The 16,556-nt window shown below is 60.2% G+C and carries 15 protein-coding genes; 6 read left to right on the top strand and 9 right to left on the bottom strand.

What is annotated here, in order from left to right:
* Positions 1 to 268: 268 nt before the first annotated feature.
* Positions 269 to 1,609 carry an aspartate aminotransferase family protein gene (locus HEP89_RS07375; protein ID WP_168691656.1) on the bottom strand — a complete coding sequence of 447 codons (1,341 nt, stop codon included), beginning with the start codon at positions 1,607 to 1,609 and terminating at the stop codon, positions 269 to 271.
* 116 nt (positions 1,610 to 1,725) lie between these two features.
* Between HEP89_RS07375 and HEP89_RS07370 the strand changes: the two genes are divergently transcribed.
* Entirely contained in the window at positions 1,726 to 2,301 is a 576-nt protein-coding gene (locus HEP89_RS07370; protein WP_022999333.1) for a cupin domain-containing protein, read from the top strand.
* A 7-nt stretch (positions 2,302 to 2,308) separates the two neighbouring features.
* Here the strand turns inward: HEP89_RS07370 and HEP89_RS07365 are convergent, their stop codons facing one another.
* A complete protein-coding gene (locus HEP89_RS07365; protein ID WP_168691655.1) occupies positions 2,309 to 3,178 on the bottom strand; it encodes a MurR/RpiR family transcriptional regulator in 870 nt (289 codons plus the stop codon).
* A 114-nt stretch (positions 3,179 to 3,292) separates the two neighbouring features.
* Here HEP89_RS07365 and HEP89_RS07360 point away from each other — a divergent pair, with 114 nt between their 5' ends.
* The 5 genes from HEP89_RS07360 (at position 3,293) to HEP89_RS07340 (ending at position 8,405) form a co-directional block, all read left to right on the top strand.
* Complete coding sequence (locus tag HEP89_RS07360) at positions 3,293 to 4,339, top strand: spermidine/putrescine ABC transporter substrate-binding protein (RefSeq protein WP_031268765.1); 1,047 nt, start codon at positions 3,293 to 3,295, stop codon at positions 4,337 to 4,339.
* 79 nt (positions 4,340 to 4,418) lie between these two features.
* Positions 4,419 to 5,537: an ABC transporter ATP-binding protein gene (locus HEP89_RS07355; RefSeq protein ID WP_168691654.1), complete on the top strand. Its 1,119-nt coding sequence runs from the start codon at positions 4,419 to 4,421 to the stop codon at positions 5,535 to 5,537.
* Positions 5,534 to 6,469: an ABC transporter permease gene (locus tag HEP89_RS07350; protein ID WP_055656817.1), complete on the top strand. Its 936-nt coding sequence runs from the start codon at positions 5,534 to 5,536 to the stop codon at positions 6,467 to 6,469. The genes HEP89_RS07355 and HEP89_RS07350 overlap by 4 nt, the downstream gene beginning before the upstream one ends.
* A complete protein-coding gene (locus HEP89_RS07345) occupies positions 6,466 to 7,296 on the top strand; it encodes an ABC transporter permease (RefSeq protein WP_055656819.1) in 831 nt (276 codons plus the stop codon). The genes HEP89_RS07350 and HEP89_RS07345 overlap by 4 nt, the downstream gene beginning before the upstream one ends.
* Entirely contained in the window at positions 7,293 to 8,405 is a 1,113-nt protein-coding gene (locus tag HEP89_RS07340) for a P1 family peptidase (RefSeq protein WP_168691653.1), read from the top strand. The genes HEP89_RS07345 and HEP89_RS07340 overlap by 4 nt, the downstream gene beginning before the upstream one ends.
* A 52-nt stretch (positions 8,406 to 8,457) precedes the next feature.
* On the opposite strand, the gene HEP89_RS07335 is transcribed toward HEP89_RS07340, so the two are convergent.
* From HEP89_RS07335 to HEP89_RS07305, 7 genes are read right to left on the bottom strand one after another with little or no spacing between them, the layout of a single operon-like run.
* On the bottom strand, positions 8,458 to 10,245 hold the full coding sequence (locus HEP89_RS07335; RefSeq protein ID WP_168691652.1) for a gamma-glutamyltransferase family protein: 1,788 nt from the start codon (positions 10,243 to 10,245) through the stop codon (positions 8,458 to 8,460).
* 29 nt (positions 10,246 to 10,274) lie between these two features.
* Entirely contained in the window at positions 10,275 to 11,144 is an 870-nt protein-coding gene (locus HEP89_RS07330; protein WP_168691697.1) for an ABC transporter permease, read from the bottom strand.
* A 5-nt stretch (positions 11,145 to 11,149) separates the two neighbouring features.
* A complete protein-coding gene (locus tag HEP89_RS07325) occupies positions 11,150 to 12,097 on the bottom strand; it encodes an ABC transporter permease (protein WP_168691651.1) in 948 nt (315 codons plus the stop codon).
* Positions 12,098 to 12,156: 59 nt separating this feature from the next.
* Positions 12,157 to 13,662, bottom strand: a complete 1,506-nt coding sequence (locus HEP89_RS07320; RefSeq protein ID WP_168691650.1) for an ABC transporter substrate-binding protein — start codon at positions 13,660 to 13,662, stop codon at positions 12,157 to 12,159.
* A 28-nt stretch (positions 13,663 to 13,690) separates the two neighbouring features.
* Positions 13,691 to 14,791, bottom strand: coding sequence for a dipeptide ABC transporter ATP-binding protein (locus tag HEP89_RS07315; protein ID WP_168691649.1), 1,101 nt, complete (start codon positions 14,789 to 14,791; stop codon positions 13,691 to 13,693).
* On the bottom strand, positions 14,788 to 15,783 hold the full coding sequence (locus HEP89_RS07310) for an ABC transporter ATP-binding protein (RefSeq protein WP_168691648.1): 996 nt from the start codon (positions 15,781 to 15,783) through the stop codon (positions 14,788 to 14,790). Before HEP89_RS07310 ends, HEP89_RS07315 begins: the two co-directional genes overlap by 4 nt.
* A complete protein-coding gene (locus HEP89_RS07305) occupies positions 15,773 to 16,489 on the bottom strand; it encodes an FCD domain-containing protein (protein ID WP_168691647.1) in 717 nt (238 codons plus the stop codon). The genes HEP89_RS07310 and HEP89_RS07305 overlap by 11 nt, the downstream gene beginning before the upstream one ends.
* Between the last annotated feature and the right edge of the window lie 67 nt (positions 16,490 to 16,556).

Raw genomic sequence — 16,556 nt, 5'->3', positions numbered from 1 at the left:
GCCCGGTAGCTCGTCAGGCTCATAACCTGAAGGTCGCAGGTTCAAATCCTGCTCCCGCAACCAACAAATAACCCGGCCTCGCGCCGGGTTTTTTGTTGGTAACGGATACAGATTTTAAACTGACCAGGGGAACGCAAGGAGGGCTATGCCCGACGCACCGGCACAAAAACGCTCAAAGCAACCTACCGAAACCAAATAAATAAAAAGGCCGTCCAATAGGGCGGCATTTTTTGTTGGATCACGCGCGGAAGGGCGGAAGAACGGAAACCTAGGCCGTTTCGGAGAGAACTTGTCCCAGCGTTTCCACCATCTCGTCAATCATGCTTTCTTCTACAATCAATGGAGGCGAAAGGGCAATGATGTCGCCAGTCACGCGGATCAGCAAGCCCGCCTCGAAGCACTTGACGAAAACCTCATAAGCACGTTTTCCGGGCGCGTCCTCGCGGGAGTTGAGTTCAATGCCGGCAATGACGCCAACAGTGCGGATGTCCTTGACGTGTTTGGCGCTCTTGAGCGTATGGATACGGTCTTCCCAGGCATTTGAAATTTCCGAACCACGGGTCAGAAGCTTATGTTTTTCGTAGATATCGAGCGTGGCAAGGCCGGCAGCGCAGGCAACCGGGTGACCGGAATAGGTATAACCGTGGAAGAGTTCGATTGTCTCGGACGGACCGCCCATGAAGGCTTCATAGATAGCGTCTTGCGCGAAGACCGCTCCCATCGGAATGACGCCGTTGGTAAGACCCTTGGCAGTGGTAAAGAGATCCGGTTTCACGCCGAAGAAATCGGATGCGAAAGGGGCGCCAAGGCGTCCGAAACCGGTGATGACCTCATCGAATATCAACAGGATACCGTGACTGTCGCAGATCGCACGCAGCCGTTCCAGATATCCCTTGGGCGGGATCAGGACACCGGTGGAACCGGCGACCGGTTCGACGATAACGGCCGCGATTGTCTCTGCACCATGTAGCGCGACGATCCGTTCCAGGTCGTCAGCAAGATGCGCGCCCCACTCCGGCTGGCCTTTGCTGAAGCTGTTGTGTTCGGGAGCATGGGTGTGCGGCAAGTGATCGACACCGGTCAGGAGCGACCCGAAATGGCGGCGGTTGTTGACGATACCGCCAACGGAAATACCGCCGAAGCCGACACCGTGATAACCGCGTTCGCGACCGATCAACCGGGTTCGGGAAGCGTCCCCCCTGGCGCGGTGATAGGCGAGCGCCATCTTCAATGCTGTGTCGACGGATTCAGACCCGGATCCGGTAAAGAAGACATGATTGAATCCGTCCGGAGCAATCTGTTTCAGTCGCTCGGCAAATTCGAACGCAATCGGATGGCCCATCTGGAAGGAGGGCGCGTAGTCCAGTTCGGACAGCTGCCGGGTGACCGCATTGGTGATCTCGTCATAACCGTGTCCGGCATTGCAGCACCAGAGGCCCGCAGTGCCGTCGAGAATGCTGCGGCCGTCGTCGCTGCGGTAATGCATGCCCTTGGCGGAGACCAGCATGCGTGGAGACTGCTTGAACTGACGGTTCGCGGTAAACGGCATCCAGTAAGCGTCAAGCGGCTGGTTGGATCTGTTATCTGTGTTGTTGTTGACGATGTTCATGTGCGCCTCCTCGGTCGGTCGCACTAGAAAGCACTGATTTTGACAAGCCGAATAGTCTGTTTCTTGCAGACATCAAGGCATTGAAAAGACGCATTTTGAATGAGAAACTGTTTAGGATGATAAACACACTAAACACCGATGACTTCTCACGCGACGTCGGATTGCGCCTGCGGGCGATCCGGGAAGCGCATGGCTATTCACAGCGGGAATTGGCCAAACGGGCCGGTGTCACCAACGGTTTCATCTCTCAGCTGGAAGCGGCCAAGATCAACACCTCCCTGAGCGCGCTGAAACGTGTTCTGGACGGTATACCGATCGGTCTTTCTGAGTTCTTCGCCTATGAACCGGAGCGGCAGGAGCAGGTGTTTTTCGGCGTCGATGAGCTGACCGAAATCGGCAAGGGCAACATTTCCTACAGGCAAGTCGGCAACAGCCTCTTCGGCCACGAGCTTCAGATGCTTTACGAAGTTTATGAAGCGGGTGCGGATACAGGGCGGGTCATGCTCAGCCACGAGGGCGAGGAAGCCGGTATCGTCATTGAGGGACGGCTCGAAGTTACCGTCGGCGAGCAGAGAAAGGTCCTCGGACCGGGAGATGCCTACCTCTTCAAGAGCTCGATCCCACACAGGTTCAAGGCACTGCGAAACGGCCGCTGTGTCGTTGTCAGCGCCTGTACACCGCCGACGTTCTGACCCTACGCTAGAACAGTCCGAGCTTCTTCGAATTCGCCTTCCATTGCACCAGACGGTGGCTCGAGGTCGTCTCGTTGGCCCTGGCTGCAATGTCGACCATCAGGCTGAGCGCGGCAACGATCCCGATTGTCGATTCCAGAAAGAGGCCCGTTCTGGAAGGCGCATAGACGGCGGCATCGGCGATCTCCCTACTCCAGTGGCAATATTCGTCTGAAACCACAATCACTGATCGGCCCTGGCTCTTTGCCAGCCGGGCGAGCTTCAGCGATTCCGATGCATAGGGCACGACGTCCACCAGGATAAGGCATGTTGTGGCGGCCGTTTCCGGACCGTGATCAAGCCACTCGCTCAGCATGCCGTCATGAGCGGACAGGAAATGGACATTCTTTCGCGCAAGCGCCATTCGGCGGGCGAAATCCTCCACCGTTCCCCGGATCGACTGAAATCCCGTGGCGTAAATCGTCTCGGAAGTCGAAACCAGTCGGATGACCTCTTCCCAATTATCGCCTTGCGTCTGGTTGAAGACGTTGGTCAGTCCCTGGACCTCGGCTTCCAGCGTCTCGACGAACCGCAAAGGGATGTCCCCGTCGGTGACGAAGGAGGCCGTGGTGACCGAATAATGTTCGCGCAGAAGCTGCTTCAGCCCTTTCATGCCGTCGCATCCGAGCCGGCGCAGCAACCTTCCGACAGTGACCTCTGAAACCCCCGCCTTTTCCGCGAGAGATTTTCCGGTTTCCAGCCCGAGAGATGAAATATTCAGGCTGACAAACTGCGCAAGCCGGGCCTCCTGCTTGGGGAGTTTGGGTGTTTCATCCTGCAAGCGTTTGATGAATTCATCGAATTTCGCCTGGGGGAAGGAGGAGAAGCCGGCTTCCATTTCAACTCCCAAATGACAGAAAAATAACATTTGACAGAAATGTCATAATTCAATCTCCTTTTGGACGCAAGCCCGTTCACCTCCCAGAAACGTGGCAGCAAACCAGAGGGTTCCATGACTAACAACACGCTGAAGAGAGTTGCCAAGGCAACACTTGGGGCAGCGGCACTGGTGGCTGTTGCCAGTGCTGCGCAGGCCGAGGAAGAACTGAATCTCTACAACTGGGGCGACTACATAAATCCGCAGGTTCTGACCAGATTTACCGAGGAGACGGGGATCAAGGTCAACCTGGACACCTATGGCTCCAACGAGGAAATGCTTGCGAAGATCCAGGCCGGTGCCACCGGTTACGATATCGTGTTCCCGTCGGTCCATATGCACGACATCATGTTCCAGCTTGGTTTGCTGGAAAAGACCGGCATCGGCAGCGATCCGGCTTTCAAGAACATCGACCCGCAGTTCATCCGCGCGAAGACAGATCCGGACGCGGAATACTGTCTGCCGTATGCCTGGGGCACCGTCGGCATCGCCTACAACAAGCAGAAAGTGGCCGAAATGACCGGCTGGGAGGATTTCTTCGCCCTGGCTGACAAGGGCGAGAAGATCATCCTTCTCGACGATCTGCGCGAGACCATCGGCATCGGTCACATCATGAACGGCACGTCGGTCAATTCCACTGATGAAGCCGAGATCAAGGCCGCGGCAGATTACATTCTGGAGCGCAAGAAGAACGTCACCGCCTTTACCTACGACAGCATTCCGCTGGTCCAGTCCGGCGATGTGGCGGCTGCACACTGGTATGTCGGCGCGAACATTTTCGTGCAGCAGGCTCCGGACGTGCTCGCCTACGTCATCCCGGAGGAAGGCGCGACCATGTACCAGGAGGATATCTGCGTCCTTGCCAGCGCACCGAACAAGGACAACGCAAAGAAGTTCCTGCAATTCTATCTTCAGCCGGAAATTTCCGCGTTGAACGTACAGCAGCAGCTGAATGGCACCCCGAACCTGCCGGCCCGGGAGCTCCTGCCGCCGGAAATTGCCAACAACGAAAGCATCTACCCGCCTCAGGACGTGATGGAAAAGCTGCAGATCTTCGTGGACCTCGGCCGCGACCTGCAGCTTTACAACAGTGAATGGACGCGCATCAAAACGGCACAATGAGTGCGGATGCGGATGACCGTCACATTCAGACTGCGCGGCCACGGGCCGCGCATGTCGCCTGACGTTCCGAGGGGGTAGAATGCAAGGAATTTTGAGGATCGAAAGCGCCTCCAAGAGCTTTCAGGCTCCGGAAGGTGGCGTCATCCGGGCACTGGACAACGTGTCCCTGACGGTGGCTCATAACGAGTTTCTGACGCTGCTTGGCCCGTCGGGCTGCGGCAAGACCACCTTGCTGAGGGCGGTCAGCGGGTTTGAGGATCTCGACGGTGGCGAGATCTACATAGACGGCCAACCGGTATCGGATCAGCCGGCACACAAACGACCGGTCAACACCGTCTTTCAAAGATATGCGCTGTTCCCGCACCTGTCGGTGCAACGGAACGTTGCCTACAGCCTCGAGGTTAGAGGCGTCGCGAAAGCGGAAATCAGACAGCGTGTCGGCAGCATGCTTGAGCTTGTCGGCCTTGCCGGAATGGGCGCGCGCAAGATCGGCCAGCTTTCCGGTGGACAGCAACAGCGAGTGGCGCTGGCAAGGTCACTGGTTGCCCGGCCAAAAATTCTTCTACTGGACGAACCTCTGTCGGCGCTGGACAAGAACCTGCGCCACAAGATGCAGCAGGAGCTGAAGACCCTGCAGCACGAACTTGGCATCTCGTTCATCTTCGTCACCCACGATCAGGAAGAAGCGCTGGTTATGTCGGACCGGATCGCGGTGCTGAACGGCGGCAACATCCAGCAACTGGATGCGCCTGAAGAGCTCTACCGACGTCCGGCGAACGAATTCGTTGCCCGCTTCATTGGCGAAAGCAACCTCCTGGACGCGACAGTGGTTTCGGTTGCCGGTACGCGTTGCGACGTCGTTCTGACCGATGGTACCGTCATACGCGATTGTTCGGTAAACGGCCTGAAGCGAGGCGATCCGGCTAAGGTATTGATCCGGCCGGAAAACCTTCTGGCGGACCTGGGGCAAAGCGGTTCTGGCGAGCGGGCGGGACACGAAATCTCGGGCACCGTCAGCGAGAGCTTTTTCGCCGGAACCGATTACCGTCTTGTCCTTTCTTGCCAGGGGCTGCCGCCGGTCAGGGCATCGCTTCGGGCGGGACCTGGCACGTCGCATCACACCATCGGCGAACAGACCTCGCTGTTCGTGCCGCATGATGCCGTGCACCTCATTCCTGGAAATGGAGCTCCGGCATGAGCAGGGGGCACAACACACTGGAAAACAGGCGAAAGCTGACGCTGTTTGGCCTCTTGCTACCACCGTCCGCCTTTCTCGCGGTCTTCTTCCTCGGGCCGCTCGCTATCATGATCGTCTATTCCTGGCTCACACCGGGTCTTTATGGCGGCGTCGAATGGAAATTCTTTCACCTGAACTACGGCCGCATCCTGGGCTGGGCCGACACCAAGTACGAGCGCTTCGATCCGGTCTATATCGAGATCTTTCTGCGGTCGGTGAAACTGGCGGCAACCACTGTTTTGCTCAGTCTCATCCTCTGTTACCCGGTCGCATTCTGGGTGTCGCGGATGTCGGACAGGATGAAAAACCTGGTCATCTTCCTGATCACGCTGCCTTTCTTCATCAGCCTGATCGTGCGTCTGTTCGCATGGGTCCTGATCCTGAGGCCGACCGGTTTCTTCAACCAGGCGCTGATGGGACTCGGACTGATCGATCAGCCGCTGGAGATCATCTTCACAGGCACGGCGGTGGTCATCGGCATGGTCTATGTGTTCGTGCCGTTCATGTTCCTGCCGCTCTATGCCAGCATCGAAAAGCTGGACCACAGCCTGATTGAAGCCTCGCAGGACCTGGGCGCCAACCGGCTTCAGACATTTTTTCGCGTGATCCTGCCGATGACCCTGCCAGGTATTGTTGGCGGCTCGATCATCGTTTTCATCCCGAGCCTCGGGAATTTCATCGTACCGTCGCTTCTGGGCGGAGCAAAGGTGGTCATGATCGGCAATCTGATCGAGCAGCAATTCCTGTCGGCGCGCAACTGGCCCTTCGGAGCGGCGCTCGGAATGATGGTCATGGCCGCTGTTCTGGTCCTCCTTCTCTACTACATCCGCATTGTTACCCGTGAAGAGCGGCGCTCCGGCGGATCGAAGGTGGCAGAGGAGGTCGCGGCATGAGGCGCAAGATTTCCTGGCGAAACCTGTTCCTGTCGGTCTACGGGTGGCTGTTTCTGGTCTTCATTTATGTACCGATCCTGTTGATCACGGTGTTCTCGTTCAACTCCAACCCGGTCAACATGATGATCTGGCAGGGGTTTACCTTCGACTGGTACCGCACGATCTTCGGCTTCCCGACGGAACTGAACGAGCTGACGCTGTATGTGGAATCAACCGATCAGCTCTATAACGCGGTCCTGAACAGCCTGACGGTGGCCCTTATCACGACGGCAGTGTCGACGGTGCTCGGAACGTCGGTTGCGTTGGCGGTCGCCCGCTTTAGGTTCCGCCTCAAGAATTTCTACCGGGCCCTTCTGTTCATGCCGATGATCATGCCCGACATCATCCTCGGCATCGCACTGTTGATCTTCTTCGTGTCCTTCGGCTTCGGTCTTGGCCTGCACACGATCATCATCGGCCACTGCACGTTCCTCAGCAGTTACGTGTTCATCGTGGTCAGCGCCCGCATCGCGGATATGGACGACAGCCTGGAAGAGGCATCGGCGGATCTGGGGGCCGATGGCTGGACGACATTCCGGCGGGTCACCCTGCCGCTGATCGCACCGGGCGTCATCGGCGGTGCGATGCTCGCCTTCATCATCTCGATGGATGATCTGGTGATCACCTATTTCATCTCCGGCGTCGATTCCACGACCCTGCCTGTTCACATCTACGGGATGCTGCGCAGGGGCATCAAACCGGAAATCAATGCAATTGCCACGGTCATGCTGGTGTTTTCGTTCATCATCGCATCCGTTGGCCTCTACATGCGGTCCCGCAAGAAATGACGCAGAAACATAACTCCAAACGTGCCCGCGATCTGGGACTTCCCATGCCGGGCACTCCGGGTCCGCAAAACGCGATTACCGATGTCGAAGGGGTGCTTGTCGGCTATGAAACGCTGTCCTCAAGGCTGACACCTGCGCTCGCGAGCAACGGCCTTCCCGTGCAGACCGGCGTCACGGCAATCCTGCCCAGGGGGCGGACATCGACACCGCGTCCGGTGTGGGCAGGGCTGCATGCGCTCAACGGCAACGGTGAAATGACCGGCAGTCACTGGGTCAAGGACGCGGGCTATTTCACCGGCCCGATCCTGATGACCAATACGCACAGCGTAGGCGCTGCGCACGAGGCCGCCGTACGCTGGATGGTCGATACCTATCGCGATGCCTGGGAGAACAACCACCTTTGGGCGATGCCGGTTGTCGCGGAAACATATGACGGTGTCCTGAACGACATCAATGGCCTGCATGTGCGGCCGGAACACGCGGCAAAAGCCCTCGAAAACGCGACATCCAATCCGCCTGCCGAAGGCAATGTCGGCGGTGGTGCGGGCATGATCTGCTACGAGTTCAAGGGTGGAACGGGCACCGCCTCACGGCGTATCGAAGCAGGCGGCAAGCCCCACACGCTCGGGGTTCTTGTGCAGGCGAACCACGGTCTTCGGCCATGGTTCAAGGTGCTGGGACAGTCCGTCGGGGAAAAGATGATGGAAGACCGGTTGCCTGGCTTCAAGGCGGAGCGTGGCTCGATCATCGTGATCATCGCAACGGATCTGCCGCTGCTGCCTTCCCAGCTCGACCGTCTGGCCCGCCGCGCGACCATCGGCATTGGCCGGGGCGGAACGCCGGGCGGCAACAGCTCCGGCGACATTTTCCTTGCTTTCAGCACGGCCAACGAAATGGATCTGCCGCAGCTCAGCGGGCCGTGGAAATCCATGGTGTCGCTGAACGACGATCTGCTCGATCCGGTCTACATGGCTGCGGTGGAGGCAATCGAGGAAGCTGTCCTCAACGCCATGCTGGCGGCCGAAGACACGCCAACCGCAAGGCCCGCAGGTGCGGTTTGCCGGGCGATCGACGCCGAAGCCCTCAGGGAGCTCTTCGCACGGGTTTGAAAGCCCCGCCGGCGCCGATAGGTGCAAGAGATCGGCGGGGCTGTGGTGCCGTCTATCGACCGATCGCGTAGGCCTGCATCAGGCGCGGGGTCGCCGCTGCTTTCAGGACGCCGTCAGCGCTGCGCTTGGCGGCGGTCAGCCGGCCAATGGTCCAGTTGCCGGAAACTTCCACCGAATGCCCGCGGGCCCGCAGCAGATTGATTGTCTCGGAGCTGAAATTGCCTTCCGCCATCACGTGCCCCGGCTGACGCTGGCGTGGGTGGAACGACGTCGGGAAATGGGTCGTGTGGAACAGCGGCAGATCGATGGCTTCCTGCAGGTTGAGGCCGTGATGCACCAGCCGCAAGAACAAGGAAAGCTGCCACTGATCCTGCTGGTCGCCGCCTGGTGTGCCGAACACCATCGCCGGTCGCCCTTCATGGAAGGCCAGGCTCGGCGTTAGCGTGGTGCGCGGGCGTTTGCCGGGCGCCAGGCTGGTCGGCAGGCCGTCTTCCAGCCAGAACATCTGCGCGCGGGAATTCAGGCAGAAGCCGAGCGCGGGAATGATCGGAGAGGATTGCAGCCAGCCGCCGGACGGGGTCGCGGCAACCATGTTGCCCCAGCGGTCGATGATGTCGAGATGAACCGTGTCGCCCCGCCGCTCGGAAAGATGCGCCATCGTCGGTTCGTAAAGACCCGTGTTGGCAATGCCTGCGCGCTCGATCACGGCCATGTTGGCAGCCACCTGGTCTTCGAAGCCCGGTAGAACGCCAGGGCGCAGGTCGAAGGACGCGGTGTCGGAAATCAGTTTGCGCCGCGCATCGTTGTAGTCGTCCGACAGCAGCGTGCTCATCGGAACGTCAACAAAGGCCGGATCGCCGTAATAGACCTCGCGGTCCGCATAGGCGAGCTTCATGGCTTCGGTCACATGGTGGACGAAGTCGGCACCAGCCGGGTCCATCGCGCCGATGTCGAAGCCTTTCAGAAGCGCCAGCGCCTGCAGGAGCACAGGCCCCTGTCCCCATGGGCCGGTCTTGGCAACGGTCCAGTCGTGATAGTCGCTCAGGAGCGGATCTTCGTAAGTCGCGCTCCAGGTCGCCAGATCGTCGGCGGTCAGCACACCCTTGTGCTTGGTGCCCGAGCCGTCCATCACCTCGGCGGTTTCCAGGAAGGCCGCTATCTCCTCGGCAATGAAGCCGCGGTAGAAACAGTCGCGTGCCGCGTCGATCTGCTTCTCGCGGCCGGATTGGCTTTCCGCTTCGCTCAAGAGCCGGGTCCAGGTCTGGGCCAGAACCGGATTTTTGAACATCTCGCCGGCTTCCGGAACGTTTCCGCCAGGTACCCAGGTCTCGAAGGACGTCGGCCATTCTGTCTGGAAGAAGTCCTTCAGCCCGCCGATGGTTGCCGCTGCACCCGGCAACATGGGCTGGCCGTTTTCAGCGTAATAGATCGCAGGCTCCAGCACATCGCGCAGGCTCAATGTGCCGTGGTCGCGCAGCATCAGCATCCAGCCGTCGAAGGCACCCGGAATGACGGTCGACAGCAGGCCGTTGCCCGGAATGAGATCCAGCCCTTCCGCCTTGTAATGATCGATGGTGGCTCCCGCCGGAGCAGGTCCCTGGCCGCAAACGACCTTTGTTTCGCCGGTTCCGGCCTTGTGGAAGATCACCGGCAAATCGCCGGCAGGGCCGTTCAGATGCGGCTCCAGAACCTGCAGCACAAGCCCGGTCGCAACGGCGGCGTCAAAGGCATTGCCGCCTTTTTCCAGGATGCTCATGCCGACGGCGCTTGCGATCCAGTGGGTGGAAGTGACGACACCGAAGGTGCCGGTGATTTCGGGGCGGGTGGTAAAAGTCGACATGAGTTACTCTTTGGGTTTTAAAAAACGGGTCAGCTTTCGCGCGGGTCGAGAGCGTCGCGCAGGCCATCGCCAAGCAGGTTGAAACCGAGAACGACCAGGAAGATCGCCGCGCCCGGCCACCAGGCCATCCAGGGCGCCTGGGTCATGAAGTTCTTGGCAACGTTCAGCATGGAACCCCAGCTCGGTGCGGGCGGTTGCTGGCCGAGGCCGAGGAAGGAAAGGCTCGCTTCGGCAATGATCGCGGTGGCGACTGTCAGGGTCGCCTGAACCAGAACCGGCGCAAACACGTTGGGCAGGATGTAGCGGGACATGATCGCGAAATGGCTGAGCCCGATGGCCCGTGCCCCTTCGACATAGTCTTCCGTCTTGACCGACAGCACCTGGCCGCGCGTCAGGCGCACGAAGATCGGCATGGCCGACAGGCCGATGGCGATCATGGCGTTGCTGAGGCTCGGCCCCAGGAACGCGGCAAGCGCAATAGCCAGAATGAGAAAGGGCGTTGCCAGAAGCGCATCGGTGACCCGTGAGATTGCCTGGTCGATCCAGCCGCCGAAATAGCCCGACAAAAGTCCGAATGGGACACCGATCAGGACAGCTATCAGCACGGACACGACGCCCGCCATCAACGAAGCCTGTGCCCCCCAGATCATGCGCGAGAGGATATCCCGGCCGATCTCGTCGGTGCCGAGCCAGTGGGCGGCGGATGGCGCCTTGCGCACGGCGCTCCAGCTGGTTGCGGCCGGGTCCGCAATGGGCAGCAGCGGCGCGGCAACCGCTATGCCGATGAAAAAGGCGACGATGACGAAACCGAACAGCGCGCTCTTGTTCGCCTTCAGCTTTTTCCAGGCGCGGCTTTCGAGGCGGATGGTTTCCTCGGCCGGATCTGCGGCGGTGGTCACGGCGCTCACAGGCTGCTCCTCATGCGCGGGTTGAGAAGGAAGTAGAGAACATCGGCAATCAGGTTCATCAGGATGAAGCCGGCAGCCGTGCACATGACGTTCCCCTGGACGACGGCATAATCGCGAGTGAAGACCGCATCGACGATCAGCTTGCCGAAGCCCGGAATGGTGAAGATCTGTTCCGTAAGCACCGCTCCTGCCAGCAATTCGCCGAACAGCAGGGCACTCAGGGTGACGATGGGCAGAAGCGCGTTGCGGAACGCGTGTTTCAGGATGACCACGTTCTCTCGAAGACCCTTGGCACGGGCGGTGCGGACGTAGTCGGCCTTCAGGACACCCAGCATGGCCGAGCGGGTGTGCCGCATCAACGTGGCCGCCAGTGCCGTGCCCAGCACGAAGGCGGGCATGATCATGGTCTGGAGTGATTTCAGCGGATCGACGAAGGGCGATTCATAGCCGGAGGCCGGCAGCCAGCCCAGGTGAACGGAGACCAGCATGATCAGCATGATGCCGAGCCAGAAATTCGGGATGGAAAGGCCGGACAGCGCCACGAAATTGGCGATGTAGTCCACGGCGGTTCCCTTGCGCACCGCGGACAGGATGCCGGCCGGAATGCCTATGGCAAAGGCGATGACCATCGCCATCACCGCGAGCTGGATCGTGACCGGCAGCTTGTCGGCAATAAGCTGCGTCACCGGCTGGTTGGTCCGCAGCGAAATGCCGAGATCGCCCTGCAGCATGGCCTTCATCCAGGAAAAATACTGGTAGAGGATCGGGTCGTTGAGCCGGTATTTCTCGCGGATAAACGCCAGCACTTCAGGATCGCGTTCTTCTCCGGCAAGCACGAGTGCCGGATCGCCGGGCAGCAGTTTCTGCAGCACGAACACGAAGACCGAGACCAGAATGAGCGTCGGGATGGCGATGAGCAGCCGGCGTACGATGTAGGACAGCATTCAGGCAAAATCCGTTTGGATCGGGACCCGGCAAGAGCCGGGTCCCGTCATGCGTCTGGTTATTTGAACTTGACGTTCTCGAGGCGGATCATGCCGTCAGGATAGGCGGTGAAGCCTTCCAGCTTGCCGGACAGGGCCCAGATCCAGGTCGGGTGGTAGAGATAGACGATCGGCAATTCGTTGATCAGGATATCCCGTGCCGCGTCATACTTGGCCTTGCGCGTGGCGGTGTCATTGCTCTGCCGCGCCTCGTCCAGCAGCTTGTCGACTTCCGGAATGCAGACCTTGGAATCGTTGATCCCGCCCTTGCAGGTCATGAACTGGTGGATGTTGCCATCCGGATCGACACGACCCGACCAGCCCACCTGGCTTGCCTGGTAGTTGCCCGCGGACTGGTCCGCCAGCAGGCTGGCGAATTCCATCGACTTCAGTTTGACGTTGAAACCGGCTTCCGCCGCCATCGACTGAACAACCTGCATCATTTGCGTCTGCACGGGGTTGTTGGCTACCTGCACCTCGACGTCGAGGCTGTCATAACCGGCTTCCTTCAGCAGGGCCTTTGCCTTTTCGACATCCCGTGCCGGAACCGGATAGTCCTTGTCGTACCAGGGGCTGGTCGGCGGGAACGGCTGGTTGCCGGGTGCAAAGGCACCTTCGAAGACAACCTGGTTGATCGCGTCACGGTCGAGCGAAAGGCTGAAGGCTTGGCGGATCTTCGGCTCGTTGCCGAACGGGTTGTCACCCTTCTCGCCGTTGTTGAGGTTCACCGTAATGCCCTGGTAGCCAAGGCTGACGGCTTCCGCGAAGCCGAGGTTGGCATCGCCCTTAACCGAGGCGACGTCGGTTGCAGCAAGGCGTTCCAGCATGTCGATATCGCCGGAGCGCAGGTTGGCGAGACGTACGGTTGTATCGGGGATCGGCAGGAAAGTGACGGTGTCGAAGTTGATGGCATCCTTGTTCCAGTAGCCGTCGAACTTGGACAGAACGATGCGATCCTGCTGGACGCGTTCAACGAACTTGAACGGGCCGGAACAGACCGGGTTATTGCCGAGGTCGGCCCCGGCGGCTTCTGCGGCGGTCGGGGAAACCATCATGCCGGCGCGGTCGGCAAACTGGGCCAGCAGCGTTGCATCCGGCGAGGCGAGGCTGATCTTGACTTGTAGCGGGCCGGAAACTTCCACGCCTTCGATGGACTTGACTTCACTCTTGCGGCGGCTTTCCGGAAGGGTCTTCGAGCGCTCGATGTTGGCCTTCACCGCTTCCGCGTCAAAGGGCGTGCCGTCGTGGAAGGTCACGCCTTCGCGCAGGTCCATGGTCAGAACCTTGCCGTCGTCGGACCAGGTCCAGCCGGTGGCCAGCTGTGGGATGATTTCCAGATCTGGGGTGATGTCCACCAGCTTGTCGCACAGCGAGGTGTAGACGATACGGCCGACAAAGGTCCGGGACTGATCGGGATCCAGCACATCGGCATCGTCCTGCAGGCCGATACGAAGATCGGCGGCTTGGGCGGCCGTGGCCAGGGTCGTTGCGCTGAGCAGCAGCGCGGCAAGGAAATCCTTACGCATGTTTGTACTCCTCTCGGAAGGGCTCGATTTATGGTCTTGCGGCCGTCGTCGGCTCTTTTTGTTGACTTCGGGTCCGGAACAGCGCGAAGCGCTTTTCCGCATTGGGGCTCCTTGGCGGTTCCTGAACCGGGGGCTGGGCATCGTCTGCAATCTTTTCCCAGTGGTGACAGGCGACGGTCCGGTCACCGGCAACATTGGCTGGCGTCGGTTTCTCCCGGCTGCAAATGTCGGTTGCGTGCGGACAACGCGGATGGAAACGGCAGCCTGAAGGCGGATCCAGCGGCGAGGGCACGTCGCCCAGGAGAGCGGCCTTCATCGACCGCCCATGGGGTGAGGCAATCGGGATCGCGCGCATCAGGGCCTGGGTGTAGGGATGCAACGGCTTGTCGAAGAGCGCGTCGTTCGGTGCCAACTCGACAATTTCGCCCAGATACATGACAGCCACCCGGTCGCTCATGTGGCGGATAACCGCCAGATCGTGAGCGATCAGGATCAGCGTCAGGTCGAATTCCGACTTCAGGTCTTCCAGAAGATTGATGACCTGGGCCTGCACCGAAACATCCAGTGCCGAAACAGGTTCATCACCGACGATCACCTTGGGACCGCTGGCAAGCGCCCGGGCAATGCCGATGCGCTGGCGCTGTCCGCCGGAGAACTCGTGCGGATATCGGTTGGCAAAGGCTGGACGCAAACCGACCTTGTTCAGAAGCTCGGCGACCTTCTGCCGCCTTTCGGTGCGGGTCAGCGCCGTGTGAACCTTCATCGGTTCCTCGATCAGCGCACCCACGGTCATGCGCGGATTGAGAGAGGAAAACGGGTCCTGGAACACGAACTGCAGGTCTTTCCGCAACCGGCGCATTTCCTGTTCGGACAGGGCGGAAATGTCGTTGCCGTCGTAAAGAATCGCACCGTCCGACGGTGTCAGCAGGCGGACGAGAAGACGTGCCAGCGTGGATTTTCCGCAGCCGCTTTCTCCAACGATGGAGAAGGTTTCTCCGCGTTTGATGGTCAGCGATACACCGTTGACGGCACTGACCGAGGTTGCCGGTTTGAATAGGCTCTTGCGGCCGCCGAAACGCTTGGTGACGGCGCGCGTCTCGATGATCTTGTCCCGGGTTGGCAGGCTCATCCGGCAGCCTCCGCAAATGCGCTTTCCAAGGGGGCGTAATGACAGGCGGCCCGGTGAGATGGGCCAAGTTCGACAAGTGCCGGCGTTGTTTCGCAACCGGTTCCGGCAAAGGGGCAGCGCGGTGTGAACCGGCACCCTGACGGCATGTTGTCGATGGCAGGCACCATGCCGCCAATGGTTGCCAGCCTGCCGGACCGAGGCCCGACCGACGGCACGGAGCTCATCAGGCCGATGGTGTAGGGGTGCTGCGGATCGTCGAAAATTGCGGCGACCGGGCCTTCCTCCACCGCGCACCCCGCGTACATCACACAGACGCGGTCGGCGATTTCGGCGACGACGCCCAGATCATGCGTGATCATGATCAGCGCCGTTCCGCTTTCCTTCTGCAGGTCTTCGATCAGGTCGATGATCTGAGCCTGGATGGTCACGTCCAGCGCGGTGGTCGGCTCGTCGGCGATCAGCAGAACCGGGTCGTTGGCAAGTGCCATGGCAATCATGACGCGCTGACGCATACCGCCGGAAAGCTCATGCGGGTAATCGTCCAGCCGGCTGGAAGCGGCCGGAATCTTGACCCGTTCCAGCATTTCCAGCGCCCTTGCACGGGCCTGCACACGGTTCACCGGGCGATGCCGCAGCACGATTTCCGATATCTGGTCGCCAATCCTGTAAGACGGATTGAGCGAGGTCATCGGCTCCTGGAAGATCATGGAAATACGGTCACCGCGCAGGTCGGCGAGCGCGCGCGCTGGCAGGGCCAGAAGGTCCTGCCCCGCGAAAGTTGCCGTGCCGGACATGACCCTGGCAACACCTCGGGGCAGCAGGCCCATCAGCGACAAGGCGGTCACCGACTTGCCACAGCCGCTTTCTCCGACGATGCACAGGGTTTCGCCCGGACGGACGGCAAAGGACAGACCATCGACGATGTTTGCCGGGGCACCCTTGAAACGGAGCGAGAGGTCCTGAACCTCAAGAACGGGGGCCTCAGTCGGCATTTGCCGCCTCGCTTGCACTCTGGAAAAGGAGACGCTCCTGCAGCGCCAGCAGGTGGGCGCGCATGGTCTTTTCCGCGGCGATTGGGTCCCGGTTGGCAATGGCTGCGATGATGTCGACATGCTGCGCCCGGTACAGCGTCAGGGCATCGTCGGTTCTCAAGGCTTCGCGCACATGGCGCCAGGCGGTGTCCTGCCGGACCCGGTCCACAACGTCGAAAAGTGCCAGGAACAACGTGTTGCGTGCTGCCCGTTCAATGGCCCGGTGCAGGGCGCTGTCCCAGAGTTCGCGGCTGTCCATGTCCTCGGCCTTGCCGACGCGGTCCGCAAGGTCGCTCATGGCGGCAATATCGGAAGGCGCGGCGCGCAGCGCGGCCAGCCGGGCCAGCACCGGCTCGATCTGCAGCCGGACTTCCATGACCTCGAGCATGTTGGAGTTTTCGTGCAGCGACAGGATCTGCTTTTCCGGCTGTGCAGGTTCGCTGCCGATGAAGGTTCCCGCTCCCTGCCTGCGCCAGATCTTGCCTTCGGTTTCAAGCACTTCCAGGGCCCGGCGTACGGCCCTGCGGCCGACACCGATGGTTTCGGACAATTCACGCTCGGTGGGAAGCTGTTCCTCGCCCTCAGCCGTGAGCTGGTCCACGATGATCCGAAGTCGTTCCAAGGCCATGCTGGAGTTGCGCTGCGAAGGTTTGTCGGTGCCGCTCATGCCATACCAATTCGAACCAATTTGAATTGGTCGCATTATTGGCGCGATATTTTTAGCTGTGCAAGTA

The organism is Labrenzia sp. 5N, assembly GCF_012395805.1.
Classification (GTDB): Bacteria; Pseudomonadota; Alphaproteobacteria; order Rhizobiales; family Stappiaceae; genus Roseibium; species Roseibium algicola.
This window is presented reverse-complemented; position numbering and strand designations above follow the sequence as displayed.